This is a genomic window from Amycolatopsis sp. NPDC104587, assembly GCF_055583645.1.
In genome coordinates this window covers 138,952-163,434 of record NZ_JBVJNO010000005.1, presented here as the reverse complement: position 1 = coordinate 163,434, position 24,483 = coordinate 138,952, and the positions used below count along the sequence as shown (strand labels likewise).

General features: G+C 72.0%; 18 protein-coding genes. 4 read left to right on the top strand and 14 right to left on the bottom strand.

What is annotated here, in order from left to right:
• Positions 1-195: 195 nt before the first annotated feature.
• From ACZ61C_RS16235 to ACZ61C_RS16215, 5 genes are read right to left on the bottom strand one after another with little or no spacing between them, the layout of a single operon-like run.
• The gene (locus ACZ61C_RS16235) at positions 196-1,650 is read right to left on the bottom strand and encodes a purine-cytosine permease family protein (RefSeq protein WP_465307347.1); all 1,455 of its coding nucleotides are present in this window, start codon (positions 1,648-1,650) and stop codon (positions 196-198) included.
• Positions 1,647-2,999: an aminobutyraldehyde dehydrogenase gene (locus ACZ61C_RS16230; protein ID WP_465307345.1), complete on the bottom strand. Its 1,353-nt coding sequence runs from the start codon at positions 2,997-2,999 to the stop codon at positions 1,647-1,649. Before ACZ61C_RS16230 ends, ACZ61C_RS16235 begins: the two co-directional genes overlap by 4 nt.
• Entirely contained in the window at positions 2,996-4,648 is a 1,653-nt protein-coding gene (locus ACZ61C_RS16225; protein WP_465307343.1) for a thiamine pyrophosphate-binding protein, read from the bottom strand. Before ACZ61C_RS16225 ends, ACZ61C_RS16230 begins: the two co-directional genes overlap by 4 nt.
• Positions 4,645-5,589 carry an agmatinase gene (gene speB / locus ACZ61C_RS16220; protein WP_465307341.1) on the bottom strand — a complete coding sequence of 315 codons (945 nt, stop codon included), beginning with the start codon at positions 5,587-5,589 and terminating at the stop codon, positions 4,645-4,647. Before speB ends, ACZ61C_RS16225 begins: the two co-directional genes overlap by 4 nt.
• A complete protein-coding gene (locus tag ACZ61C_RS16215) occupies positions 5,582-7,027 on the bottom strand; it encodes a sodium:solute symporter family protein (RefSeq protein ID WP_465307339.1) in 1,446 nt (481 codons plus the stop codon). Before ACZ61C_RS16215 ends, speB begins: the two co-directional genes overlap by 8 nt.
• Positions 7,028-7,196: 169 nt before the next feature.
• Between ACZ61C_RS16215 and ACZ61C_RS16210 the strand changes: the two genes are divergently transcribed.
• The 3 genes from ACZ61C_RS16210 to ACZ61C_RS16200 are packed head-to-tail and all read left to right on the top strand — an operon-like array spanning position 7,197 to position 10,517.
• Positions 7,197-8,657: a PucR family transcriptional regulator gene (locus ACZ61C_RS16210; RefSeq protein ID WP_465307337.1), complete on the top strand. Its 1,461-nt coding sequence runs from the start codon at positions 7,197-7,199 to the stop codon at positions 8,655-8,657.
• Between the two features lie 58 nt (positions 8,658-8,715).
• Positions 8,716-9,396 (top strand): response regulator transcription factor, encoded by a 681-nt coding sequence (locus ACZ61C_RS16205; protein ID WP_465307335.1) that lies wholly within the window; start codon positions 8,716-8,718, stop codon positions 9,394-9,396.
• Positions 9,393-10,517: a sensor histidine kinase gene (locus ACZ61C_RS16200; RefSeq protein ID WP_465307333.1), complete on the top strand. Its 1,125-nt coding sequence runs from the start codon at positions 9,393-9,395 to the stop codon at positions 10,515-10,517. Before ACZ61C_RS16205 ends, ACZ61C_RS16200 begins: the two co-directional genes overlap by 4 nt.
• Here the strand turns inward: ACZ61C_RS16200 and ACZ61C_RS16195 are convergent.
• The gene (locus tag ACZ61C_RS16195; RefSeq protein WP_465307331.1) at positions 10,514-12,043 is read right to left on the bottom strand and encodes a twin-arginine translocation signal domain-containing protein; all 1,530 of its coding nucleotides are present in this window, start codon (positions 12,041-12,043) and stop codon (positions 10,514-10,516) included. The two genes, ACZ61C_RS16200 and ACZ61C_RS16195, sit on opposite strands and share 4 nt — an antisense overlap.
• 70 nt (positions 12,044-12,113) lie before the next feature.
• On the opposite strand from ACZ61C_RS16195, the gene ACZ61C_RS16190 reads away from it, so the two are divergent.
• Positions 12,114-12,542, top strand: coding sequence for a hypothetical protein (locus ACZ61C_RS16190; RefSeq protein WP_465307329.1), 429 nt, complete (start codon positions 12,114-12,116; stop codon positions 12,540-12,542).
• Here ACZ61C_RS16190 and ACZ61C_RS16185 read toward each other — a convergent pair.
• The 8 genes from ACZ61C_RS16185 to ACZ61C_RS16150 all read right to left on the bottom strand — a co-directional run bounded on the left by ACZ61C_RS16185 (position 12,539) and on the right by ACZ61C_RS16150 (position 24,466).
• On the bottom strand, positions 12,539-14,650 hold the full coding sequence (locus ACZ61C_RS16185) for a 3-hydroxyacyl-CoA dehydrogenase NAD-binding domain-containing protein (protein WP_465307327.1): 2,112 nt from the start codon (positions 14,648-14,650) through the stop codon (positions 12,539-12,541). The genes ACZ61C_RS16190 and ACZ61C_RS16185 overlap by 4 nt on opposite strands.
• Complete coding sequence (locus tag ACZ61C_RS16180; protein WP_465308242.1) at positions 14,650-15,840, bottom strand: thiolase family protein; 1,191 nt, start codon at positions 15,838-15,840, stop codon at positions 14,650-14,652. Before ACZ61C_RS16180 ends, ACZ61C_RS16185 begins: the two co-directional genes overlap by 1 nt.
• A 128-nt stretch (positions 15,841-15,968) precedes the next feature.
• Positions 15,969-16,601 carry a DUF998 domain-containing protein gene (locus ACZ61C_RS16175; protein ID WP_465307325.1) on the bottom strand — a complete coding sequence of 211 codons (633 nt, stop codon included), beginning with the start codon at positions 16,599-16,601 and terminating at the stop codon, positions 15,969-15,971.
• Between the two features lie 41 nt (positions 16,602-16,642).
• Positions 16,643-17,854 (bottom strand): hypothetical protein, encoded by a 1,212-nt coding sequence (locus ACZ61C_RS16170; protein WP_465307323.1) that lies wholly within the window; start codon positions 17,852-17,854, stop codon positions 16,643-16,645.
• Positions 17,855-17,884: 30 nt separating this feature from the next.
• On the bottom strand, positions 17,885-19,480 hold the full coding sequence (locus tag ACZ61C_RS16165; protein ID WP_465307321.1) for an allophanate hydrolase: 1,596 nt from the start codon (positions 19,478-19,480) through the stop codon (positions 17,885-17,887).
• Positions 19,477-23,004 (bottom strand): urea carboxylase, encoded by a 3,528-nt coding sequence (uca, locus tag ACZ61C_RS16160; RefSeq protein WP_465307319.1) that lies wholly within the window; start codon positions 23,002-23,004, stop codon positions 19,477-19,479. The genes ACZ61C_RS16165 and uca overlap by 4 nt, the downstream gene beginning before the upstream one ends.
• Positions 23,001-23,636, bottom strand: a complete 636-nt coding sequence (locus ACZ61C_RS16155; RefSeq protein ID WP_465307317.1) for an urea amidolyase associated protein UAAP2 — start codon at positions 23,634-23,636, stop codon at positions 23,001-23,003. Before ACZ61C_RS16155 ends, uca begins: the two co-directional genes overlap by 4 nt.
• Complete coding sequence (locus ACZ61C_RS16150; protein WP_465307315.1) at positions 23,633-24,466, bottom strand: urea amidolyase associated protein UAAP1; 834 nt, start codon at positions 24,464-24,466, stop codon at positions 23,633-23,635. The genes ACZ61C_RS16155 and ACZ61C_RS16150 overlap by 4 nt, the downstream gene beginning before the upstream one ends.
• Positions 24,467-24,483 lie beyond the last annotated feature (17 nt).

The following is a 24,483-nucleotide window of genomic DNA, read 5'->3' as shown; positions in this document are numbered from 1 at the left end:
CGATTGTCCTCGCCGGACCGGCAGGCTCTGGGATGACCTCTCTCTTCTCGCTGGTGGTCATCCCGTCGCCTGATTGAGGCCTATCACTTTGAGCCAGGCCCGCAAGCTTGGGTTGTTCTCTCGCCTTTTTGTTGTGGGTTGCGGGCCTGGCTCAAAGTGATTTTTGCGGCCTCAGGCGACGGGATGACCACCAGCTCAGGCCTTCGTGGGCAGGGCCTCTGCTTCCGCGGCTGTTCGTCGTGCCTCGGCGAAGACCTCCGGGGGCTCCGGGAACAGCTTTACCAGTGCCGGGTAGGCCACTGCTGCCGTTGTCAATGTCACCAGCAGGCTGATGTCCACTCCTCCGGCTATGTCTCGTAGTGGTCCTGTGATCATCGGGGTGTTCGCGCAGAGCAACCCCAGTGTTGTTGCTGGGATCCAGGCTGCCATTGCCCGCCAGTTCACCCCTCGGGTGAACCAGTAGCGGCCGCCTTGGCGGCCCTCGTTGAACACCTGCAAGTCCGCTACGTCGTAGAACCCACGGCGCTGGACGAAACCGATCATCATGATCACCATCCACGGGGACGTGCACAGCACGATCAGCGTGGCGAACGTGTTGATGCTCGACACCATGTCCAGTGCGAAGTTGCCGACGAAGATGAATGCCACGCTCAGGGTGCCGATCACCAAGGTCGCCTGTACCCGTGAGAGCCGGGGGAAGATCGAGCTGAAGTCGAGGCCCGTTCCGTACAACGATGTTGTTCCCGTGGACAGGCCGCCGATCAGGGCCACCACTATCAGGGGGATTGCGTACCAGAGCGGGGAAATCGCCGTCAGGCCCGTGATGTAGTCCGCCGGGTCGGCTACCAGGGTTGCCGTTGCGATGCCGAAGCCGAACGGGAGGAGCGTTGCCACCTGGGCCAGGAACGGCGCCGTCAGCAGGGCGCGCTTTCGGTAGCTGTTCGGGATGTAGCGGGACCAGTCGCCGAGGAATGCTCCGAACGAGATCGGGTTGGCCAACGCCGTCAGGGCCGCCAAGGTGAACGTCGGCCAGAACGTGCCCAGCGCGTACGTGCCCGTGCCCGCGTAACCCGGGTCGAACGAGCCGCCGTACGCGAGGATTCCCAGCACCATGATCACCGTGCCGAGGACCACCGCTATCCGGTTCACCAGCAGCATGAAACGGTAGCCGTAGATGCAGACCACCAGTGTTGCCAGCGCGATCAGGCCGTAGGCGACCGCTCGCAGTGCCGCGCCGCCGTCGAAGCCGAACAGTCGCTGTGCTGCTCCTGCCACCGCGTCGCCGCTTACCCAGACCGAGATCGCGAAGAACGTTATCGCTGTCAGGAGCGAGAGGAACGATCCGACGCAGCGCCCGACCACCCCGAAGTGGGCGCCGGACGAGACCGCGTTGTTCGTCCTCGTGCGGGGGCCGAACAGAGCCATCGGGGCCAGGACCAGGCCGCCGACGACCACGCCGAGGGCCGTTGCCAGGAGTGCGTCGCGGAAGCTCAGGCCGTAGGCGATCGGGAGTGTTCCCAGGATGATCGTGGCGAACGTGTTCGCTCCGCCGAATGCGAGCCGGAACAGGTCGCGGGGGCGGGATGTCTGGTCGGCTGGGGGGATCGGTGCTATTCCGTGGTGCTCGACCTTCGTCACACGATCGGTCATGCGAACCTCGTCATCACGTGCTTGACGCGCGTGTACTCGGCGAAGGCGTACGCCGAAAGGTCCTTTCCGTGGCCGGAATGGCCGAAGCCGCCGTGGGGCATCTCGGCGGCCAATGGCCCGTGCGTGTTGACCCACACGCAGCCGAAGTCCAGCTCCGCCGACACGCGGGCGGCGATCGCGAGGTCCCGGGTCCAGATCGAGGACGCCAGGCCGTACGGGACGCCGTTGGCCAGCGCGACACCCTCGTCTTCGTCCGAAAAGGACTGGACCGTGATCACCGGGCCGAAGATTTCCTCCTGGACGATCTCGTCGTCCTGGCGCAGGCCCGAAACCACGGTGGGGGCGAAGTAGAACCCGGCGTCGCCGTGCCGGTTTCCGCCCGTCTCGATGCGTGCGTGGGCCGGGAGGCGCTCGATCAGGCCCTGGACGCGGGAGAACTGCGCCGCGCTGTTGAGCGGGCCGAAGTCGACGGCCGGTGTCTGCGCCGCCGCCACCTTGGTCAGCTCGCGGACGAAGTCGTCGTGGATCGACCGGTGGACCAGGACCCGGCTGCCCGCCGTGCAGTCCTGGCCGGCGTTGTAGAACGCCGCGCCCACGATGCCCTCCGCCGTCGACGCCAGGTCGACGTCGGGGAAGACCAGCAGAGGTGCGTTGCCGCCCAGCTCCAGGTGGGTGCGCTTGAGGTCGGCCGCCGCGACCGTTGCGACGTCGATGCCCGCGCGGGTGGACCCCGTGATCGAGACCAGCTCGGTGACCGGGTGGCGGACCAGGGCACGGCCGGTGTCGCGGTCGCCGCACAGGACCGTGAACGCGCCCTCCGGCAGGAACTCCGCGGCGACCTCGGCCAGCAGCACGGCCGTCGACGGCGTGGTCTCGGCGGGCTTGAGCACCACCGTGTTGCCCGCGGCCAGGGCCGGCGCGATCTTCCAGACCGCCATCATCAGCGGGTAGTTCCACGGCGCGATCTGCGCGCAGACGCCGACCGGCTCGCGGCGGATCACCGACGTGTGGCCGGGCAGGTACTCCCCGGCCGCGGTGCCCTCCAGCTGCCGCGCCGCCCCCGCGAAGAACCGCAGCGCGCTGACGCACTCCGGGATCTCCTCGTCCAGGACAACCGACCGGATCTTGCCGGTTTCGCGGACTTCCAGGTCGGCGAACTCCCCGGCACGCGCCTCGAGTGCGTCGGCGATCTTCAGCAGCGCGAGCTGCCGCTGGGCCGGAGTGCTGCGACGCCATTCGCGGAACGCCTTCTCGGCTGCCTTCATCGCCGCGTCCACATCGGACTGCGAGGCGATCGCGCGGGTGCCGAACACCTCGCCGGTCGCCGGGTTGGTCAGGTCGAGCGTCATGCCTTCTCCAGGTGGGTCGGCGCGAACATCTTCAGCAGGGCGGGCAGGACCACCACGGACGGCCCCGGCGTGCGCAGCGCGGCGGCGACGTCGGCGCCAACTGTGTCCAAAGTGGACAGCGTGGCCGGAACGCCGAACGAACCGGCCAGCGCCACGAAGTCGGGGCGCGCCAGCTCGGTGGCCGTCGACTGGCCGAACGTGTCGGTGAGGTACTCGCGCAGGATGCCGTAACCGCCGTCGTCGACGATCAGCCACGTGACGTCCAGGTTGTGCTGCACCGCGGTGGCCAGCTCGGCGACGCCGTACATCGCGCCGCCGTCGCCGGACACGGCGAGCGCCGGGCCGCCGGCGGCCGCGCCGCCGAGCGCGCCGGGCAGGCCGTACCCGAGGCCGCCCGCGCCCTGTGCGGTGTGGATCGGCGCGCCCTCGGGGTTCCAGGCCGACCAGGCCCAGTACGCGGCGATCGTCATGTCCCAGTACGTGTGCGTGCCCGGCGGGACGGCTGCGCGGACGTCGTCGACGAACTTCCGCTCCACGGCCAGGTCCTGGCCGTCCAACCGCGACTCGACCCGGTCCAGAAGGCCGGCGACGGCGGCTTCCGCACGGCCGTCGGACGGGCGCATCGGCACCCACTCCAGCAGCGCCTGCAGCGTGAGCCGGACGTCGGCGTGGATGCCCAGGCCGGGGTAGTTCGACTCCAGCTTGCCGAGGTCGGCCTCGACCTGGATGACGCGGCCACGTGGGGCGAACTCGCGGTAGTTGCTGGAGAGCTCGCCGAGCCCGGACCCCAGCACCAGCAGGACGTCGGCGTTCGCCAGGAACTCCGTGGTGTGCCAGTCCTCCAGCCACGACCGCCCGGACAGCTCGTGGTCCCAGCCGAAGACACCCTTGCCGCCGAAGGTCGAGATCACCGGGGCGCGCAGGGCCTCGGCCAGCGCCTTCAGCTCGGCGTGCGCGCCGGACCGCAGCGCGCCACCGCCGGCGAGGATGACCGGGTTCGCCGCCGCGCCCAGCAGCTGAGCCGCTTCGGTGACCAGCTCCGGCAGCGGCTCCAAGACCGGGGGAGCGGCCGACACCGACGTGATCGGCGGAAGCCCGGCCGGGCCGAGCAGGACGTCCTGGGGGATCTCGACCCACACCGGGCCGTACGGCGCGGTCGCGGCCGACGTCCAGGCTTCACGCAGCGCGGACGGGATCTGGCTCGCGCGGCGCACGACGTGCACCGACTTCACGACGCCCGAGAAGCTCGCCTGCTGGTCGGGCAGCTCGTGCAGGTACCCGTGGCGGCCGCCGCCGAGCCCGGCGACCGGGATCTGGCTGGAGATCCCGAGCACCGGCACCGACGCCGCGCGGGACTCCTGCAGGGAAGCCAGCGTCAGCAGCGCGCCCGGGCCGGTGGAGACGATCAGCGGCGTCACCGGCACCGGGCCGTCCGGGTTGGCCGCGAGCCGCGCGCGGGCGTGCCCATCGGCGGCGAAAGCCAGGTTGTTCTCGACGCGTGAGCTGACCACGCGCACGTCGTCGGCGCGCCGCAGCGCCTCGAACAGGCCCAGCGCGTGCTGGCCCGGCAGGCCGAAGACCGTGTCGGCGCCCAGGGCGCGCAGGGTTTCGACGACGACGTCGCCGCCGATGCGTTCGGTGTCCGTCATGCGCTCTTCCCCAAGGTCAGCAGGCTCACCAGGTCGTAGGCGACGTGGGAGGCCGCGATGGCGGTGATCTCGGCGTGGTCGTAAGCGGGCGCCAGCTCGACGACGTCGGCCCCGACGAGGTTCAGGTCGCGCAGGCCGCGCAGGATCTCCAGCAGCTCGCGGCTGGTCATCCCGCCGGCTTCCGGGGTGCCGGTGCCCGGCGCGTGGGCCGGGTCGAGGACGTCGATGTCGACCGAGACGTACAGCGGCCGGTCGCCGATCCGCTGCCGCAGCGCGTCGACGGTCTCGGTGACGCCGCGCCGCATGACGTCGCCGGAGGTGACGATGCCGAAGCCGAGGCGGCGGTCCTCTTCGAGGTCCCGCTTGCCGTACAGCGGCCCGCGCGTCCCGACGTGTGAAAGCGCGCTCGTGTCGAGGATCCCTTCCTCCGACGCGCGCCGGAACGGGGTGCCGTGGGTGTACGGCTCGCCGAAGTAGGTGTCCCAGGTGTCGAGGTGCGCGTCGAAGTGCAGCAGGGCAACGGGTCCGTGCCGCTTCGCCGCGGCCCGCAGCAGCGGCAGCGCGATCGTGTGGTCACCGCCGACGGTCACCAGCCGCGTCCCGTTCGCCTGCAGCGCTTCGGCTTCCTGCTGGAGCGTTTCGATCGCCTCCCCGATGTCGAACGGGTTGACCGCGACGTCGCCGGCGTCGACCACCTGGCGTTCGGCGAACGGCGAGACGTCCAGCTCGGGGTGGTACGGCCGCAGCAGGCGGCTCGCCTCGCGGACCGCGGCCGGGCCGAACCGCGCGCCGGGCCGGTAGGAGACCCCGGAGTCGAAGGGCACCCCGACCACGGCGACGTCGGCGTGCTCGACCTGGTCGAGCCGGGGCAGCCGCGCGAAGGTCGCGAAGCCGGCGAAGCGGGGAACCCGTGACGAATCGAGGGGTCCGATGTTAGGCACTGGTGGGCTCCTGTTCCCGGGTCGGGGTCGGGGTGTCTTCGCCGGCCAGGCGGCGGGTCCAGATGCCGAGGATCGAGTCGGCCGTGCGGGGCGTGGCGAAGCTGACGGCCAGGTAGACCACCAGGCTCGCGCCGAGTCCCCAGTAGATCGGCGTGTTGGCGTCGACGCCGTCGATGATCATGAAGGCGACCACGAACACGGTGCCGGCGACCATCGACGCGTACGCGCCCTGCCGGGTGCCGCGCTTCCAGAACAGCGCGCCGACGATCGCCACCAGCAGGCCGCCGACCAGGATGTCGTAGGCGATGGTGAGCGCGTTGACGACGTCGTCGACGATCATCGCGATGCCGATCGCGAGCAGCCCGAGGACCAGCGTGGCGATCCGGTTCCGGCTGAGCTCGCCGCCCTTCTTCAGGCCCACCTTCGTCAGCAGGTCCGACGTCGTGGTCGTCGAGCACGCGATGAGCGCGCCGCTGGCCGTCGACATCATCGCCGACAGCGCGGCGGCCAGCACCAGGCCGCGGACGCCGGTCGGCAGCAGCCGTTCGACGATCGTCGCGAACGCGTCCTGCGCGCTGGCGAGGTCCGGGTACAGCGTGTGCGCCGCGGTGCCGATCAGCGCGCCGGCCAGGCCGTAGACCAGGCAGTAGACGCCGGAGGTGATGCCGCCGGACGTCGCGATCGCGGGGGTGCGGGCGGTGAAGACGCGCTGCCAGATGTCCTGGCCGATCAGCAGGCCGAAGGTGTAGATGACGAAGTAGGTGATGATCGTGTCGGTGCCGATCGAGGTGAAGCTGAAGAAGCTCGCGTCGAGCTTTTCGCTCATGCCTTCGAAGCCACCCGCGGAGCTGATCGCGACCGGCAGCAGGATCGCCAGGATGCCGATGGTCTTGATGACGAACTGGGCGATGTCGGTGAGCGTGATCGACCACATGCCGCCGAGCACCGAGTAGAGCACCACGATCGAGCCGCCGATCGCGATCCCGGCCCAGTTCGGCAGGTCGAACAGCACCTTGAAGATGGACGCGAACGCCAACGTCGAGGTCACGGTCAGCATCAGCGTGTAGCCCCACATGACCACGCCGGACACCGCGCTGGTGCGGCCGCCGTAGCGCAGGTCGAGCATCTCGCCGACGGTGTAGACCTTCAGCTTCACCAGCCGGCGCGCGAACAGCGCGTGCAGCACCAGGATGCCGACGCCGATGCTGACGACCAGCCACATCCCGGAGAGGCCGTAGGTGTAGCCGAGCTTCACGCCGCCGACGGTGGACGCGCCGCCGAGCACGACGGCCGACATCGTGCCGGAGTACATGAACCAGCCCAGCCGCCGCCCGGCGACGAGGTAGTCGGACTTCGTCTTGGCGAGCCGGAGGCCGTACCAGCCGACCCCGAGCATGCCCGCGATGTAGAGCGCGATCACGGCGTAGTCCCCGGTCACGGCTTACCTCCGATTCCATCTTTTAGGCTGTAAAAAACACAGCTGTGTGCTGGTGGTGTTCGGGCCACCGTAGGTTCGCGCGCGGGCCGGTGTGGATGGGACAATGCATCCCATTGTCAAGGCTCGCGAGGATGAAATGACCCAGACCTTGGATCCACCGGCCAGTGAGGTGACTGTCCCGTTACGGGCCGTCGTCGGCAACCGGGAGCTGGCGCTGGACGTCGTCCGCGAAACCCTGCGGCCGGGCGCGCTGGACGCGCCGGTGCGCTGGGCGCACGTCAGCGAGCTGCGCGACCCCGCGCCGTACCTGGTCGGCGCCGAGCTGATCCTCACCGCCGGGGTGAACCTTCCGGCCGAGGTCGACACCTACGTCCGCGGCCTGCGGGACGCCGGGGTGACGGCGCTGGGGTTCGGCCTCACCCCGACGGTGTTCGAGACACTGCCGGAAGGCCTGCGCGAGGCGTGCGTGCGGCACGGGCTGCCGCTGCTGGTGGTGCCGTCGCGGACGCCGTTCCTCGCCGTCAACCGGGCGGTGTCGGTCGCGCTGACCGAGGCGGGGCAGCGAGAGCAGCGGCGGATCACCGCGGCGCGCGAGGCGCTGACCCGCGCCGCCGGTGGTGGGCTGGGTTCGCTGACCTCGTCACTGGCGGACCAGCTGCGGTCGTGGGTCGCGCTCGTCGGCGCCGGGGACGTGCTGGCGTCGGCGCACGACGCGCCGTCGCCGTTGCCGCCCGAGGTGCGGGAGCTGGTGGCGACCGTGCGCGCGGGCAGCGGGATCCGGAGCGCGACCACCGAGGTCGACGGCGGGTTCGTCGTCGTGCAGCCGGTGTATCCGCAGGCGACGGCGTCCCACTTGGTCGTGGTCGGCCGCGCCCGGCGGTTCGACGGCGCCGACCGGGCGATCCTCGCGGTCGGCGCGGCCCTGCTCGGCCTGGTCGGCCGCGCGGGCTCGGACACGGCCGAGCTCGGCGCGGCGGCGACCGGCCTGCTCCTCGGCCGGACGTCGGCCCGCGGGGTGGCCCGGGCCCTGCTCGGCTCGGGGGTCGGCCGGCTGGTCGCCGGGACGCCGCACCGCCGTGGTCCCGGCGAGGTGGCCCAACGCCCGGACTGGCTGCGCGCCCGCCTCGACACGCCGCTGGTGGACGTCCGCCCGGGGCCGTCGTTCGTCGCGATCGCGGGGGCGCCGCCGTCCCCCGAGCTGCTGGAGGACCTGCGCGCGGCCGGCTGGCTGACGGCGGTGGGGTCGCCGGTCGAGGCCGAGCGGCTGGCCGACGGTCTGGCCGAGGTGGAGCTGCTGCTTTCGCGGGCCCGGGTGCTGGGCCGCCCGGTGCTCGCCGGCGGCGGGGCCCTGGACTTCGACGCGGTGGTGCCCCCGGGCGCCTCCCGCGAGTTCGCGGCGAAGGCGCTGGAACCGCTGGTGGCGCTGGACCGCGCGGGCGACCGCGAGCTGGTCCGCACGCTGCGGACGTGGCTGGCCCACCACGGCGGCTGGGAACCGGCGGCGATCGAGCTGGGCGTGCACCGCAACAGCGTCCGGCACCGGATCGCGCAGGTGGAACGGGCGCTGGGGGTGGATCTGGCGGACCCGGAGGTCCGGATGCGGCTGTGGTTCGCGCTGCGGTGGGCCTGACCGGAACAAGCCTCAGTCCTTAAAGGGCACTCTCAGGAAAATATGGGATTGTGGTGCGGTGCGAGTTTTGGTAGTCGAGGACGAAGAACCCCTGGCCGACGCGATCGCCCGTGGCCTGCGCCGCGAAGGTATGGCGGTGGACGTCGCGCTCACCGGGGACGACGGCCACGAGAAGGCGGCTGTCACGCGGTACGACGTCGTGTTGCTGGACCGGGACCTGCCCGGGATGTCCGGGGACGAGCTGTGCCGGGAGATCGTCGCGTCCGGGGAGCTGACCCGGGTGCTGATGCTGACCGCCAGCAGCTCGGTCTCCGACCGGGTCGAGGGGCTGTCGCTCGGCGCCGACGACTACCTCGCGAAGCCGTTCGCCTTTCCCGAGCTGGTCGCGCGGGTGCGGGCGCTGGGCCGGCGGGCCACGCCGGCCGCGCCGCCGCTGCTGACGGCCGGGGACGTCGAGCTCGACCCGGCGAAGCGCACCGTGCGCCGCGCGAGCGGGCCGGTCGAGCTGACGCGCAAGGAGTTCGGCGTGCTCGAGGTGCTGCTCTCGGCCGCCGGTTCGGTGGTCAGCAGCGAGGAGCTGCTCGAGCGGGTGTGGGACGAGAACGCCGACCCGTTCACCACGACCGTCCGGGTCACCGTCATGACGCTGCGCAAGAAGCTCGGCGAGCCGGGGATCATCGAGACCGTGGTCGGCTCCGGGTACCGGGTGCCGGAGCCCGGCGCGCCGCAGCGCGCGTGAACCTGCCGGGCACCCGCAGCCTCCGCGCCCGGATCACCCTGCTGGCGACCGTGCTGGTCGCCGCCGTCAGCCTGCTGCTGCTCTGGCTGGCCTGGACGCTGGTGCGGGACTCGCTCGACGCCGTCCCGCAGATGCCGCCGGGCAGCACGGTGGTCGTCGACGGCGTCCAGGTCGACGCGTCCACGCTCGCCGAACACCTGCGTGTGCACGCCCGCAACCGGATGCTGCTCTTCGGCTCGATCGCGTTCCTGCTGGTGGTGGCGGCCGCGGCGATCCTCGCCTGGACGTTCACCTCGCGCGTGCTGCTGCCGCTGCGCGAGATCACCGGCACGGCCCGGCGGCTCTCGGTCGAGTCGATGGGGGAGCGGATCGGCGGGGTCCGCTCCCGTGACGAGCTCGCCGAGCTGGCCGGCACGTTCGACGACATGCTCGACCGGCTCCAGGCCGCGTTCGACGCGCAACGCCACTTCGTCGCGAACGCGAGCCACGAGCTGCGGACGCCGTTGTCGGTGATCCGCACCGAGCTCGACGTCACCCTCGCCGACGACGAGGCCGACGAGGCCGAGCTGCGGCGGATGGGCGGCGTGGTCCGGGACGCCACCGAGCGCGCCGGGCAGCTGGTCAACTCGCTGCTGCTGCTGGCCCGCACCGACGGCGCCGGCCTCGGGGTGCGCGAGCCGGTCGACCTCGCGGCGGTGGTCGACCGCGCCTGGCGGGCCGTCCGCGCCGAGGCCGGGCACCGCGGCATCCAGGCGAAGTTCGCCGTGGCGCCCGCCCCCGCGTTCGGTGATCCCGCGCTGCTGGAACGGATCGCGGGCAACCTGCTGGAGAACGCGGTGCGCCACAACGTCGAAGGCGGCTGGCTGGACGTCACCACCCAGGCCGGCCCGCAGTGGTCGATGCTGCGGGTCCGGTCCTCGGGCGGGCTGGTCGACCCGGCGGGCGTGGCGGAGCTGTTCGAGCCGTTCCGCCGCGCGGGCACGGCCCGCACGGCCCGCCACGGCGCCGGGTTGGGGCTGTCGATCGTCCGCGCGGCGGTCCAGGCTCACGGCGGCACCGTGACGGCGGAGCCGATCGTGGGCGGCGGTCTCGGGGTGACCGTCCACCTGCCGGTGCGCTAACGCACGTCCACGAAGATCGGGTTCGCGTACAGCCACAGGTCTTCGAACGGGTTCGCCTGCCCGATGACGTCCGGTGTCGGCTCGGTGTCGCCGTTCGAGCCGCGGACCCGCGTGTAGAACGGCTCGCGCACGTTCCGGAACGTGTGGTGGAAGACCACCTGCCGTCCCGGCGCCCAGCGCGGTTCGAACGACTCCACCACCCGCGTGCCGGGCGCGGTCATCGTCTCGGGATCGGTGACGCGGCCGGTGACCGGGCCCGCGATGACGTCCAGCCGGGCCAGCCGCGGCACCGAGCCGCCGCCGTTGGGCCGGGCCGCGAGCCGCGCCGAAACCACCAGCGTGACGTCGGAACCGCGCCGCACCCGCAACCGTCCACCCAGCGTCGCCGACGAGCCGCCGCCGGACACGCCGACCGCCAGGTCCTGCACCAGACCGCCGTGGGACAGCCAGATCCGCCCGGCCCGCAGGCCTTCCAGCACCCCTTCGAGGCTGCGCCGCGTGACGCCGACGTGGTTGCGGCTGAACTCGCCCGGGTAGAAGTCGGCGTAGGGCGCCAGCAGCTGCGGGACGCCGGTGTCGACCGGGTCGGGGAACTTGCCCGTGGTGTCGTACCAGTTGTCCGGCACCGACGGCCGGACCAGCGTGTCGCCGCGGTTGTAGTGCGAGTCCGAGTTCGTGGTGATCCACCACGGCTTGCCCTCGGCGAGCATCGAGTCCCACAGGCCGCCGACCTTCGCCGCCGCCCAGTCCCAGCCGCCGTGCGTCCGGTACGCCTCGGCGGGGTAACCGGGCCACGAGTTCGGACCCGGGTTGTTGACGTAACCGCCGCGCGCGCCGCCGTTGCCGTCCGGCTTCGGGAAGCCGTCGGCCTGCGCGCCGGGCGCGCCCTCCATGCCGATCACGATGTCCGGCGCCGCGTCGCGGTAGGCACGCAGCTCGTGCGGGGCGATCCGGCCGTTGCGCAGCGGGTGGTTGACCAGTACGACCGGCGCGTGGATCCGCTTCGCGCGTTCCTCGTCGGCCAGCCACCGCAGCGCGCGCAGGGCGAGGGCCTCGTTCGCCGGGCTCGACGCCTCGGAGTTCGTCAGCCGCCAGTCGAAGGTGCGCTCGAACTCACGCAGCTTCGCCGCCTGCCGCGCGCCGGCCTGGAAGAACAGCGTCGCGTGCTCGGCGCCCGGGACGTTCCACTCCATGCCGTGCCACAGCAGCAGGTCCGGGTACTTCCGCCGGGCGGCGAGGAAATCCGCCTCGGTCGGCTCGACCGACACCTTCTCGTGCTCGGCGTGGCCGTGGTCGGTGAAGACGATCCAGTCGGCGCCGTGCGCCCGGCCGCCGCACGCGATCTGGTCGATCCGGTACATCGCGTCGTAGGAGTACTGGCTGTGCGTGTGGTGGTCGCCGACCAGCCACTGGTAGTGGCCGCACAGCCGGTCCAGGTCGAAGTTTCCGGGAGCGGGGAGGGGAAGGCCCGCGGCGGCGGCCGCGAGGCCGGCGCCCTTGAGGAACCGGCGTCTGTCGGTGGTCACGGGCGGGACGCTAAGCCGCCGGGGTGAACGGGCGGTGTCCCGGTGACCAACGTGTGCTGTGATCTTCGGCGTGACGGAAAAACCGCTGGTCCGAGTCGTCGTCCCGGTCTTCGCGCTGGCGCTGGCAGCCGGGGTGGGGCTGGCTTTCGGCGTCGCGGCCCTGAAGCGCCCGCCGGACCTGCCGGTGGACACGAGCCCGGCTCCGCTGGCGGGGCACACGCTGTGCGCGGCGGTCGTCGTGGTTTTTTCCACGGACGCCGAGATGGCGGCGGCTGTGCCCGCCTTCCACGACGACCCCAAGGCGCGGCGGGTGTTCGTGGACCCGCCGTCGATCTCCCTGCTCGCCGTCCCGGGCACCGATCTGAAGGCCTGGGCGCAGGAACTGCACGCCCGCTTCCGGACCGCCGAGCGCGTCACGGTCATCGACACGGACGCGACGGCGGCGCAGCTGAAAGTCACCGCGCCGCCGCCGAAGTGCCCGCGTGAGGGCGAATACTAGGAAGCCGGGACCGAAGCCACGCCCGGGGCGAGGAACGGCTTGCCGTTCACGCGCTCGGACACGCCCGAGCGGTCCAGGTACGGCGTGATGCCGCCGTTCCAGAACGGCCAGCCCGCACCCAGGATCAGGCACAGGTCGATGTCCTGCGCCTCGGCGACCACACCCTCGTCGAGCATGATCCGGATCTCCTCGGCGATCGCCGCGAGCGCGCGCTCACGGACCTGCTCCGAAGTGGACGGCTTGTCACCCTGGGTCCACAGCTCGACGACCTCGGGGTCGGCGGACTGGGTGCCCTGGGCGTCCCAGACCCAGACGCCCTTTTTGCCCGCCTTGACGAACTTCGCGAGGTTGTCGGACACGGTGAAGCGGTCCGGGAACGCCTCGTGCAGCGTCTCGCCGACGTGCAGCGCGATGGCCGGGCCGACGAGCTGCATCAGCGTCAGCGGGGTCATCGGCAGGCCGAGCGGCTCGAGTGCGGAGTCGGCGACGTCGAACGGCGTGCCCTCGTCGACGGTGACCAGCACCTCGCCGAGGAAGCGCAGCAGGAGCCGGTTGACGACGAACGCCGACGCGTCCTTCACCAGCACGCTGGACTTCTTCAGCTGCTTGCCGACCGAGAACGCCGTCGCGAGCGACGCGTCGTCGGTCTTCTCGCCGCGCACGATCTCCAGCAGCGGCAGCACGGCCACCGGGTTGAAGAAGTGGAAGCCGACCACGCGCTCGGGGTGCTGCAGCTTCGACGCCATCGCGGTGATCGACAGCGACGAGGTGTTGGTCGCGAGGATCGCCTCGGGGGAGACGTGCTGCTCCAGCTCGGCGAACACCTGCTGCTTGACGCCCAGCTCCTCGAACACCGCCTCGATGACGAAGTCGGCGTCGGAGAACGCGGCCTTGTCGAGCGAACCGGAGACGAGTGCCTTGAGCCGGTTGGCGCCGTCCGGGGAGACGCGCTTCTTGGCCAGGAGCTTGTCGATCTCGTCGTGGACGTACCCGACACCCTTGTCGACGCGTGCCTGGTCGACGTCGGTCAGCACGACCGGCACCTTGAGGCGGCGCACGAACAGCAGCGCGAGCTGGCTGGCCATCAGGCCGGCGCCGACGATGCCGACCTTGTTCACCTTGCGGGCCAGGTTCTTGTCCGGCGCGCCGGCCGGGCGCTTGGCGCGCTTGTTGACCAGGTTGAACGAGTACAGCCCGGCGCGCAGGACGTCGGACATGAGCAGCTCGGCGAGGCCGTCGGTCTCGGCCGCGTAGCCGCGGTCGAGGTCGTTCTCGCGGGCCAGGTCCAGCAGCTCGACGGCCTTGGTCGCGCCCGGCGAAGCGCCGTGCGTGCGTCCGTCCACAAGGGACTTGGCGCGCGCGATCGCGGCGTCCCACTCGGAGTCGCGGTTGATCTCGCGACGCTCCGGGGTGACCTCGCCGTTCACCACGCGAGCCAGCCACAGCAGCGACTGCTCGAGGTAGTCGGCGCTGCCGAAGACCGCGTCGACGATGCCCAGCTCCGCCGTCTTCTTGACGTTGAGCATCTTGTTCTGCGCCAGCGCGTTCTCGATGATCACGGTGACGGCGGCGTCCGGGCCGATGAGGTTCGGCAGCAGCTGCGTGCCGCCCCAGCCCGGGAACAGGCCGAGGAAGACCTCGGGGAACGCGATCGCGGCGGTGTTCTCCGAGAGCGTCCGGTAGTGGCAGGACAGGGCCAGCTCGAGCCCGCCGCCCATGACCGCGCCGTTGATGAACCCGAACGTCGGGATCTTCGTCTCGGTGAGACGGCGGAACACGTCGTGCCCGGTCTGGGCGATCTCGCGCGCCAGCTTCGGGTCGCTCACGGACTCGACACCCGAGAGGTCCGCGCCGACGGCGAAGATGAACGGCTTGCCGGTGACGGCGATCGCGGCCGGCTCGGCCTCGAAGGCCTTGTCCAGCGCGGTGTTCAGGGAGACGAGACCCTGCGGGCCGAAGGTGTTCGGCCGGGTGTGGTCGTGGCCGTTGTCGAGGGTGATCAGTGCGACGGGCTTCTCGAGCCCGGGCACCTTCACGAGCCGGGTCGTCGCAACAGTGACGACCTCGTCCGGGAACGCGGCCTTCGCTTCTTCAGCGGTGAACGTCATTACTTCGCCCCCTCGAACGCCGGGTTCTCCCAGATCACGGTGCCGCCCATGCCGATGCCGATGCACATCGTCGTCATGCCGTACCGGACGTCGGGCCGCTCGGCGAACTGGCGCGCCAGCTGCGTCATGAGGCGGACGCCGGACGACGCAAGCGGGTGGCCGCACGCGATGGCGCCGCCCCACTGGTTGACGCGCGGGTCTTCGTCGTCGATGCCGAAGTGGTCGAGGAAGGCCAGCACCTGCACGGCGAAGGCTTCGTTGATCTCGAACAGGCCGATGTCGTCGATGGACAGGCCGGTGCGCTTGAACAGCTTCTCGGTGGCCGGCACCGGGCCGATGCCCATGACCTCCGGCTCGACGCCGGCGAAGGAGTAGCCGACCAGCCGCATCGCGACCGGCAGGCCCAGCTCGCGGGCGGTGTCCTCGTCGGCCAGCAGCGACGCGGTCGCGCCGTCGTTGAGGCCGGCCGCGTTGCCCGCGGTGATCCGGCCGTGCGGGCGGAACGGCGTCTTCAGCCCGGCCAGCGTCTCCAGCGTGGTGCCGGGGCGCGGCGGCTCGTCCTCGGTGGCCAGACCCCAGCCCAGCTCCTTCGACCGGGTGGCGACCGGGACCAGCTCGGGGCCGATCTTGCCGGTCTTGACGGCTTCGGCGTAGCGCTCCTGGCTGCGCGCGGCGTAGGCGTCGGTGCGCTGCTTGGTGATCGCGGGGAAGCGGTCGTGCAGGTTCTCGGCGGTCTGGCCCATGACGAGCGCGGTCGGGTCGACGAGCTTGTCGGCGATGATCCGCGGGTTCGGGTCGACGCCTTCGCCCATCGGGTGGCGGCCCATGTGCTCGACGCCGCCGGCGATGGCGATGTCGTAGGCGCCGAAGCCGATGCCGGACGCGGCGGTGGTGACGGCGGTCATCGCGCCGGCGCACATCCGGTCGATGGCGAAGCCGGGGACCGACTTCGGCAGGCCGGCGAGCAGCGCGGCGGTGCGGCCGATGGTCAGGCCCTGGTCGCCGATCTGGGTGGTGGCGGCGATGGCCACCTCGTCGACGCGCTCGGGCGGCAGCTCCGGGTGCCGCCGCAGCAGCTCACGGATGGCGTTGACGACGAGGTCGTCGGCGCGGGTCCCGGCGTAGATGCCCTTGTCGCCGGCCTTGCCGAAGGGGGTCCGTACCCCCTCGACGAAGGCGACGGTGCGCACGCCCCGCGCGGTCGGCGCGAGCGGCGTTGCTGGTGCGGCCACGAATGCTCCATGAAGTAGACGTTTGTTAGCCGCAGGGTAGCCCTTGTTACCCGTGGGTAACCAGTGGTGTGGCCCGGTCGAGTGGGCTAAGGCACACTCACGGGGTGCCGTCGCGGCTTGAGCGTCTGGCCCTTCACCATCCACGCGGTACCGAACGCCCACACCGCGACGCACTCCAGCCAGAGCGCCGGGTGCAGGTCCGGGACCAGGCTCAGGAAGTTCGCCACCGCGATCAGCACCAGGCAGGCCAGGATCACCACGCCGCAGACGCGGTAGACGACCCCGGTGCCCGGGGGCTGCTCGCCGTCGTGCGGGAACAGGCGCAGGCAGAAGTAGGCCAGGCTCAGGAAGAACACCGCGGCGAACACGTAGTGCAGGACACCGGAGGTGTGCTGCCACGGCGTCACGTCGTGGTCCGGGGTGGTCGGGAACAGCGCGAGCCCGATCGCGCCGAGCCCGGCGACGGTGCTGGCGACGTTGTCGACGTGGTCGTGGCCGTAGTAGGCGAGGAGGAAGACACCGGTGGCGCACATCGCGCCGACGAAGACGTCGCGCAGGTCGGTGTAGTAGTAGCCGCTGAGCGAGCCGATCAGGTCGCCGCCCTGCACGACCTGCTTGCCGACGACGATCACGACCGGCAGCGCCAGCCCGATCAGCCCGATCGCGCGCCGCAGGTAGAGGTAGGAGTGGACGAGCGGGGCTCGGGTCGCCGTGGTCATGGCCGCCTCCGGGGAGAGTCCTCACCAAGGTCATCGGCGGGTTAGTGCCCAGGTTGGAGACCCGTCACCCAAATCCTCAGCTGATCGTTACGCAGCTCGGCGAACGTGCCGTCGTGGTGTGCGATGGGGGCGAACCCGGGCAGCAGCCCGATCCGGGCGCCTTCGGCCGGGTCCCAGACCTCCAGCCCGGCCTCGGCCCGGACGTAGAGGTGCCCGCCGTGAGCCCACATCGGGCCCTTCGGCCCGGTGACCATCCCGGTCCGGCGGCCGGTCGGGACGTGGTAGAGCTCGACGCCGTCGATCGGCGGCCGGTCGCTGCCGATGCCCTGCAACGCGACGGTTTCCTCGTCCAGCCAGGCCATCGGCTCGTCCCAGACCCAGCCGCGGTCGGCCAGCTGGGCCGGGTCCCGGTCGCCCGCGAGCCACGCCGCGCGGTCGATGACGAGCGGGATCCCCACCGGGTGCCAGACCCAGCCGTCGACGAGCAGCGATCGGCCGGAGGGGCTCGGCAGCACCGCGCCGAAGAAATAGCCGGAATCACTCGTCGCGTGGGTGGTGAGCAGGCGCCCGGTGGCCGCTTCGAAGACGTCGAGCCGGTCGACGTCGGTGGCCGCGACGAACTCGCCGCCGTCGAGGAACGCGAACGGGTAGCGCGTCCACTCGTTGTCGCTCCAGTCCCGGTCGAGGTCGAGGACGGTGACCCACTCGGCCAGGTCCACGACGGTCCCGTACTGCCCGTAGTCCGAGACGACGGCCGCGAACCGGCCGTCGGGAGAGGCGTGCAGCGCGGGGCCCCGGGGCCGGTCCGGGCGGTCGAGCCGTTCGACGTCGGGTTCCTCCGTCTGCTCGACCGGCCCGAGGAGCCACTGGTCCTCGTCGTCGATCCGGACGAAACCCGCGTCGGTGAGCGCGAGCCAGCCGCCGGGCACGGGGACCAGGCACCGGTCGTTCAGCGGGGCCACCGGGCACGGCCTGCTCGTCCAGCCGCCGGGGAGGTCCCGGTCCCGCAGGCGGACCTCGGGAGTGCCGCGCCAGCCGAGGTGGGCCAGTCCGTCAGCCCGGTCGAAGCAGCCGACGCAGGCCTCTCGCAGATCGGCTGGCTCAGCGTCGGCGCAGGCCGCGCACAGCAGGTCGAAATGGGTCGCGACGCCGGTGAGCACGCGGAAGCAGGCCGGTCCGTCATCGGTGGTGAGGTGGACGCAGACGCGCGCCCCGGCGGCCGGAGCGAGATGGCCGCACTGGAGAACTTTCACGCCTTCAGTATCCGCGGGCGCGCATCCGAATTACCGCGAGCCGAGATAACCCAGCCAGCCGCCGAAGCCGGAGATGTCCTTCGCCTGCTCGGTCGCCGCCGGTTCGCAGAGGAAGCCGGGCACCTGCCTGCCGTCGGCCAGCTCCACCTTGCCGATCGCCAGCGGCGCCGGGATCCGCGCGACGAACTCGCCGAAACCCTTGGCCGGCAGCTCCCACACCTCGGCCGTCACCGACACGCCGCCGTCCGCGACGCGCACCAAGCCCGGCTTCGGCGGCACAGTGTCCAATGCGTACAGCCGATAGACCGCCGCCGTGTCCACTTCGGACACGAACCGGCCGCCGCGTGAAGTCAGCTCGTGGTTGAGCGGCTGGCCGCGCAGGTGCGCGCCGACCGCCACGATCGGGATCCGCTCGGCGCGCAGGGTCGCGAGCGCGGCCAGCTTGAGGTCGTCGTGGGGCGCGCCGACGAGCATCACGCCGAACGGGCGTCCGGCCACCGTCCCCGCCGGGACCGCCAGGGCCGACAGGCCGAACAGGTTGGTGGAGTTGGTGAACCGGCCCAGCCGCGCGTTCACCGCGACCGGGTCCGCCGCCACCGCGGCGATCGTGGGGTGCTCGGTGGTCGTCGGCATCAGGAGAGCGTCGACGCCGGCCAGCGCCGCAAGCGCTTGCGTCCGCAGGGCGGCCAGGGTCTCCCGGTCGGCGAACAGCCGGTGGGCGGGGATGTCGCGGGCCGCGGTGATGATGCCGTGCACCACCGGGTCGACGTCGCCGGGATGCGAGTCGAGGAACTCGCCGACCGCGGTGTACCGCTCGGCGACGAACGCGCCGCCGTAGAGCAGCTGGGCCGCGTCGAGAAAAGGCGACATGTCCACAGTGGTCACTTCGGCGCCCGCGGCCGCGTAGCCCGCGACGGTCGCCTCGAACGCCTCCGCCCAGCCGTCGGCCAAAGGGCCGAGGTCCGAAGGGATACCGAGCCGGAACTGTCCCGTGTGGACCTGCGCAGGCTCGGCCAGGCACGTCAGCGCGAACGCCGCTTCCTCGACCGTCCGCGCGAACAGCGTCACGCAGTCGATGCTCCGGCAGGCCGGGACCACGCCGCCGGTCGGCAGCAGCCCCGGGGTCGGCTTGAGGCCGACGATCCCGTTGAAGGCCGCCGGCACCCGTCCCGAGCCCGCGGTGTCGGTGCCCAGCGCCAGGTCCGCGATGCCCAGCGCGACCGCGACGGCCGAGCCGGAGCTGGACCCGCCCGAGACGTACGCCGGGTCGACGGCGTTGCGCACCGCGCCGTACGGGCTGCGCGTGCCGACCAGCCCGGTCGCGAACTGGTCGAGGTTGGTCGTGCCGAGGACGAGCGCCCCGGCCGCCCGCAGCCGCGCGACCACCGGCGCGTCGGCCTCCGGCCGGTAGGCATACGCCGGGCATCCGGCCGTGGTCGGCAGGCCGGCGACGTCGATGTTGCCCTTGACCGCCACGAGCTTGCCGTAGAGCGGCAGCCCCCGTTCTTCCAGTTCAGCCGCTTCGGCCAGGACCTCGGCTTCCGGTCGCAGGTCGATCCAGATCTCCGGCCGGTCGACCTGCTCGATCCGCCGGTAGGCGGCCTTCACCCGTTCGAGCAAGCTCATGCCAGCACCACCAGCGGGGTGCCGGGCGCGACCTGGTCACCGGGGGACACGAGCACCTCGACCACCTCACCGCTCGCCGGCGCGGGGATCCGCGCCTCCGTTTTCATCGCTTCCAGCGTGACCAGCGACTGCGCGTCCTCGACCCGCTCGCCCGCCGTGACGTCGACCCGCCACACCGTCGCCGCGAACGGCGCCTCGACGACGTGCCCGCCCGGGGGCGCCTCGACCCGCTTCGGCGGCCGCGTGACCGGCTCCGGTTTCGGGTCGAACTCACCCGCCGCGGCCCACGCCCGCCGCTCGGCCTCGAACGCCGCGGACTGCGTCGCCCGGAACCCGGCGATGCTGTCGGCGTTGTCCGCCAGGAACTTCTGGTAGTCCGCCAGCACGAAGGTGCCTTCACTGACGTCCAGGTCGAGCTGCCCGGACGAGCTCCGCGCGCGCAGGTCGAGGAGCTCGCCGGCCGAGACCGGGTACCAGGAGATCCGGTCGAAGAACCGCAGCAGCCACGGCCGGCTCCCGCCGCGCCAGCTGTTCCACACCTGCACGGTCCGCCCGACGAACTGGTACCCGCCCGGGCCTTCCATGCCGTAGACGCAGAGGTAGGCGCCGCCGATGCCGACGGAGTTCTCGGCGGTCCAGGTCCGGGCCGGGTTGTACTTCGTCGTCACCAGCCGGTGCCGCGGGTCCAGCGGGGTCGCGACCGGCGCTCCCAGGTAGACGTCGCCGAGGCCCAGGACCAGGTACTCGGCGTCGAACACCGTCCGGTAGACGTCGTCCACAGTGGACAGGCCGTTGACCCGGCGGATGAACTCGATGTTCCACGGGCACCACGGCGCGTCGTCGCGCACGCCGGTCATGTACCGCTCGATCGCCTCGCGGGTCGCCGGGTCGTCCCACGACAGCGGCAACCGCACACTGCGGCTCGGCACGACGAGGTCGTGCGTCGGCGGCAGGTCCCGCTCCAGCTCCCGCACCAGGCCGAGGGCCTTGCCGACCGGCAGCGCGTCGGGGTCGACGTGCACCTGCAGCGAGCGGATGCCCGGGGTCAGGTCGACGATCCCGGGCACACCCTCGGCCGCCAGCCGTTCGGCGAGCGCGTGGACGCGCATCCGCAGCGCCAGGTCGAGCTTCATCTCGCCGTACTCGACGAGCAGGTTGTCGTCCCCGCTGCGGCGGTAGGTCACCGACGGCTCGGCGTCCGAAGCGGACAGTCGCGAAAGGACACCGTCGTCGGCGCGGGCGGGCCGGCTCGGCTCGACCGCCGACGCGGGCCGCGTCCGCAGGGCCGCCGCGTGGTCGGTGCCGATCGGCACGAACCGCACGGTGTCCCCCGGCCGCAGCTGCCCGAGCTTCCAGCGCTCGCCGGTGGCGACCGTCGCCGGGCAGACGAACCCGCCGAGGCTGGGTCCGTCCGGGCCGAGCAGGATCGGCAGGTCGCCGGTGTAGTCGACGGCGCCGATCGCGTACGGCGTGTCGTGGATGTTCGACGGGTGCAGGCCGGCCTCGCCGCCGTCCGCGCGGGCCCACTTCGGCCGCGGCCCGACGAGCCGGACGCCGGTGCGCGCGGAGTTGAAGTGCACCTGCCAGTCGGTCGCGTAGAACGTCTCGACGTCCTCCGGGGTGAAGAACTCCGGGGCCGCGTGCGGTCCTTCGAGCGCACCGACCGTCCACTGGGTCGCGAACTCCGGACGGTCGGTCACCGGGCCCACGACGGGGTCCGCGGGCACCGGGCCCGGGTGCAGGACGTCACCCGCCGCCAGCGCGCGGCCACCGTGCCCGCCGAAGCGGCCCAGGGTGAACGTCGCCGCGCTGCCGAGGAACTCCGGCACGGTGATGCCGCCGCGCACCAGCACGTAGCTGCGCAACCCGGCCGTGCAGGCCCGGACGTCGAGCGTGGCGCCCGCGGGCACCTCGAGCGGGGTCCACAGGGGACGCTCGGCGCCGTCGACGAGCACGGTCGCCGGCGCGCCGGTGACACACACCTCGGTGGGGTGGGAGAACCGCAGCGTCACGCCGTCCACAGTGCACTCCAGGCCGGGCGCGCCCTCGGGGTTGCCCAGCGCGAGGTTGCCCAGGCGCAGCGACCGGTCGTCCATCGGCCCGCTCGGCGGCACCCCGACGTGCCAGAACCCGGTGCGGCCCGGCCAGTCCTGCACGGTGGTCATCGTCCCGCCGCGCACCACGTCGATCCTCGGCTCGCCGTCCTCGACGGTGTCCAAAGTGGACGTGCTGTGGGTCGCGGCGGTGAACGCCGGGTCCCCGGCCGCGGACCGCAGCTGCCCGAGGTTGGTCCGCACGCCGTCGACCCGGGTCCCGGCCAGCGCTTCCCGCAGGTTCGCCACGGCTTCGGCGCGGTCAGCGCCGGTGCAGATCACCTTGGCCAGCAACGGGTCGTAGTGCGTGGTGACGGTGGTGCCGGGCTCGACCCAGGTGTCCACGCGGGCGCCCTCGGGGAGCGTGACGCGGGTGACGAGGCCCGCGCTCGGCCGGTGGCCGGCACTCGGGTCCTCGGCGTACACCCGTGCCTCGATCGCGTGCCCGCGCGCGACCGGCACCGCGCGGAACATCGCGCGGTCACCCTGCGCCAGCCGCAGCATCCAGGCGACCAGGTCGACGCCGTACACCGCCTCGGTCACCGGGTGTTCGACCTGCAGCCGGGTGTTGACCTCGAGGAACGCCGCCTCGCCGCGTTCGGCGTCGTAGACGTACTCGACCGTGCCCGCCGAGCGGTAGCGCACCGACGAGCACAGCGCGACGGCGGAGGCGACGAGCTGCCGCCGGACGGGGTCGGGCAGGTCCGGCGCGGGACACTCCTCGACGACCTTCTGGTTGCGCCGCTGCAATGAGCAGTCGCGCGTGCCCAGCTCCAGGACCTCGCCGAAGCCGTCGCCGAACACCTGGACCTCGACGTGCCGCGCGTTCCGCACGAGCCGTTCGAGGAACACCCCGGAGTTCGCGAAGCTCTTGGCGGCGATGCTCTGCACGGTCTCCCAAGCGGCGCGCAGCTCCTCGGGCGTGTCACACGCGCGCATCCCGATCCCGCCGCCGCCCCCGGTGGCCTTGAGCATCACCGGGTAACCGATTTCCGCCGCGCGGGCGAGTGCTTCGTCCACATCGGACAGCAGGCCGGTGCCGGCGAGCAGCGGGACACCCGCCGCGATCGCCGCTTCGCGCGCGGTGTGCTTGCTGCCGAACACCTCCAGGTGCTCGGGCGACGGCCCGGCGAACGCGAGCCCGGCGTCCTCGCAGGCCCGCGCGAACGCGGCGTCTTCCGACAGGAAGCCGTAACCGGGGTGGACGGCGTCACAGCTGGTGTCGAGCGCGGCCCGGACGATCGTGCCGGCGCGCAGGTAGCTCTCCGCGGCGGGCGCCGGGCCGAGCCGGACGGCCCGGTCGGCGAGCCGCACGTGTGGGGCGAGGCGGTCGGCGTCGGAGTACACCGCGACGGTTTCCCAGCCCAGCTCCCGGGCGGTGCGCAGGATCCGGACGGCGATCTCCCCGCGGTTGGCGACGAGCAGTCTCACTCGCCGCCTCCGGGGGAGGTCACGACCATCCGCACCGGCGTCGGGTCGAAGCCGTTGCAGGGGTTGTTGATCTGCGGGCAGTTCGACACGAGCACGAGGACGTCGGTCTCGGCGCGCAGCCGGACTTCGAGGCCCGGCGCGGAGATCCCGTCGACGATGCCGAGCGTGCCGTCCGCCTCGACCGGCACGTTCATGTACCAGTTGACGTTGCTGACCAGGTCACGCTTGCCCAGCCCCCACTTCGCGCCCTCGAGGAGGAAGTTCTCGACGCAGGCGTGCTGGAACCGGGTGTGCTGGCCGTAGCGCAGGCTGTTGGACTCCTTGCTGCACGCGCCGCCGAGCGTGTCGTGGCGCCCGCAGGTGTCGGCGACGACGGTCAGCAGCGGCGCGCCCTGCTGGGTGCGCAGGACGCTGCCCGTGGTCAGGAAGATGTTGCGCTGCGCGGCGATCGTCGCGGCCGCGCTGTAGCGCTGGGCCGTGTCGTTCGCGTCGTAGCACAGGAAGTCGACGGCCTGGTTGCCGCCGAGGTCCACGATGGTCAGCTCCTGTCCCCGGCGCAGCACCGTCGAGAACGGCGCCCGCGCCGGGACGTCGAAGGTCAGCTCCAGTTCGGACTCGTACGCCGCGCTCATGCGATCCCCCGGGCGGTCAGGTAGTCGGCGGTGTTCTCGAAGGCGCGCTGGGTCTCCGGGGTGTACGTCCACTCCAGACTGTCCGGAGTGGTCGGTGCGTCCCGCCAGGCGAGCACTTCGAGGTTCGTCACGGTGTAGTCCGGCCGCGGGTCGACCGGGTGCGGCACGTTGGCGACCAGCACGATCGAGGGCAGCTCGATCCGCAGGTCGACCGCGCTGCCCGCCCCGGCGTTCCCGGTGAACTCCAGGCCGCCGTCCGGCTCGACCCGCACGCCCTGGAAGAAGGAGAGGCTCGGGGGCAGGTCCCGCGGGCCGAGGCCGTGCTTCGCCGCGGCCAGCGTGAACAGCGGCAGCCCGGCGGGGGAGGAGCCCTGCGGGGCGCCGTCGCCGTACCGCTCGGTGTTGCCGTCCACAGTGGACGTCCCGCACAGTGCGTCGTGGTGCCCGCTCTCGTCTTCGACGATCGTGGCGAGCACCCGGCCCTGGTCCGACAGCAGCGCCACCTGCGAACCCAGGTAGGCGTTCCACTGGACCTTCACCGTGTCGGCGACGTTCAGCCGCTCCCACGGCTGGTCGGCGTTGAACAGCAGCAGGTGCGCGCAGGCGTCGCCGTCGACGTCGACCAGCCGCAGCCGGGTGCCGCGGGCCAGCACCTTGTGCGTGTACCCGCCGCCGGCCACGGTCTCGGCCCAGGTCAGCGCTTCGGGCGCCACCCCGGCCGGCGGTGACGACCACGTGCTCGCGGGGATCGACGGCATCGTGTCGACCACGGTGCCGGCCTGGGCGCGGGCGTGGTCGCGCGCACCGTGGGTCGTCGCGGTGGTGCTCATGGTCGTCCTCTCTGGGG

Coding starts and splice junctions, on each gene's coding strand:
- ACZ61C_RS16235 (WP_465307347.1), bottom strand. CDS start 1,650: ATGACCGATCGTGTGACGAAGGTCGAGCACCACGGAATAGCACCGATC.
- ACZ61C_RS16230 (WP_465307345.1), bottom strand. CDS start 2,999: ATGACGCTCGACCTGACCAACCCGGCGACCGGCGAGGTGTTCGGCACC.
- ACZ61C_RS16225 (WP_465307343.1), bottom strand. CDS start 4,648: ATGACGGACACCGAACGCATCGGCGGCGACGTCGTCGTCGAAACCCTG.
- ACZ61C_RS16185 (WP_465307327.1), bottom strand. CDS start 14,650: ATGACGTTCACCGCTGAAGAAGCGAAGGCCGCGTTCCCGGACGAGGTC.
- ACZ61C_RS16175 (WP_465307325.1), bottom strand. CDS start 16,601: ATGACCACGGCGACCCGAGCCCCGCTCGTCCACTCCTACCTCTACCTG.
- ACZ61C_RS16165 (WP_465307321.1), bottom strand. CDS start 19,480: ATGAGCTTGCTCGAACGGGTGAAGGCCGCCTACCGGCGGATCGAGCAG.
- ACZ61C_RS16155 (WP_465307317.1), bottom strand. CDS start 23,636: ATGAGCGCGGCGTACGAGTCCGAACTGGAGCTGACCTTCGACGTCCCG.
- ACZ61C_RS16150 (WP_465307315.1), bottom strand. CDS start 24,466: ATGAGCACCACCGCGACGACCCACGGTGCGCGCGACCACGCCCGCGCC.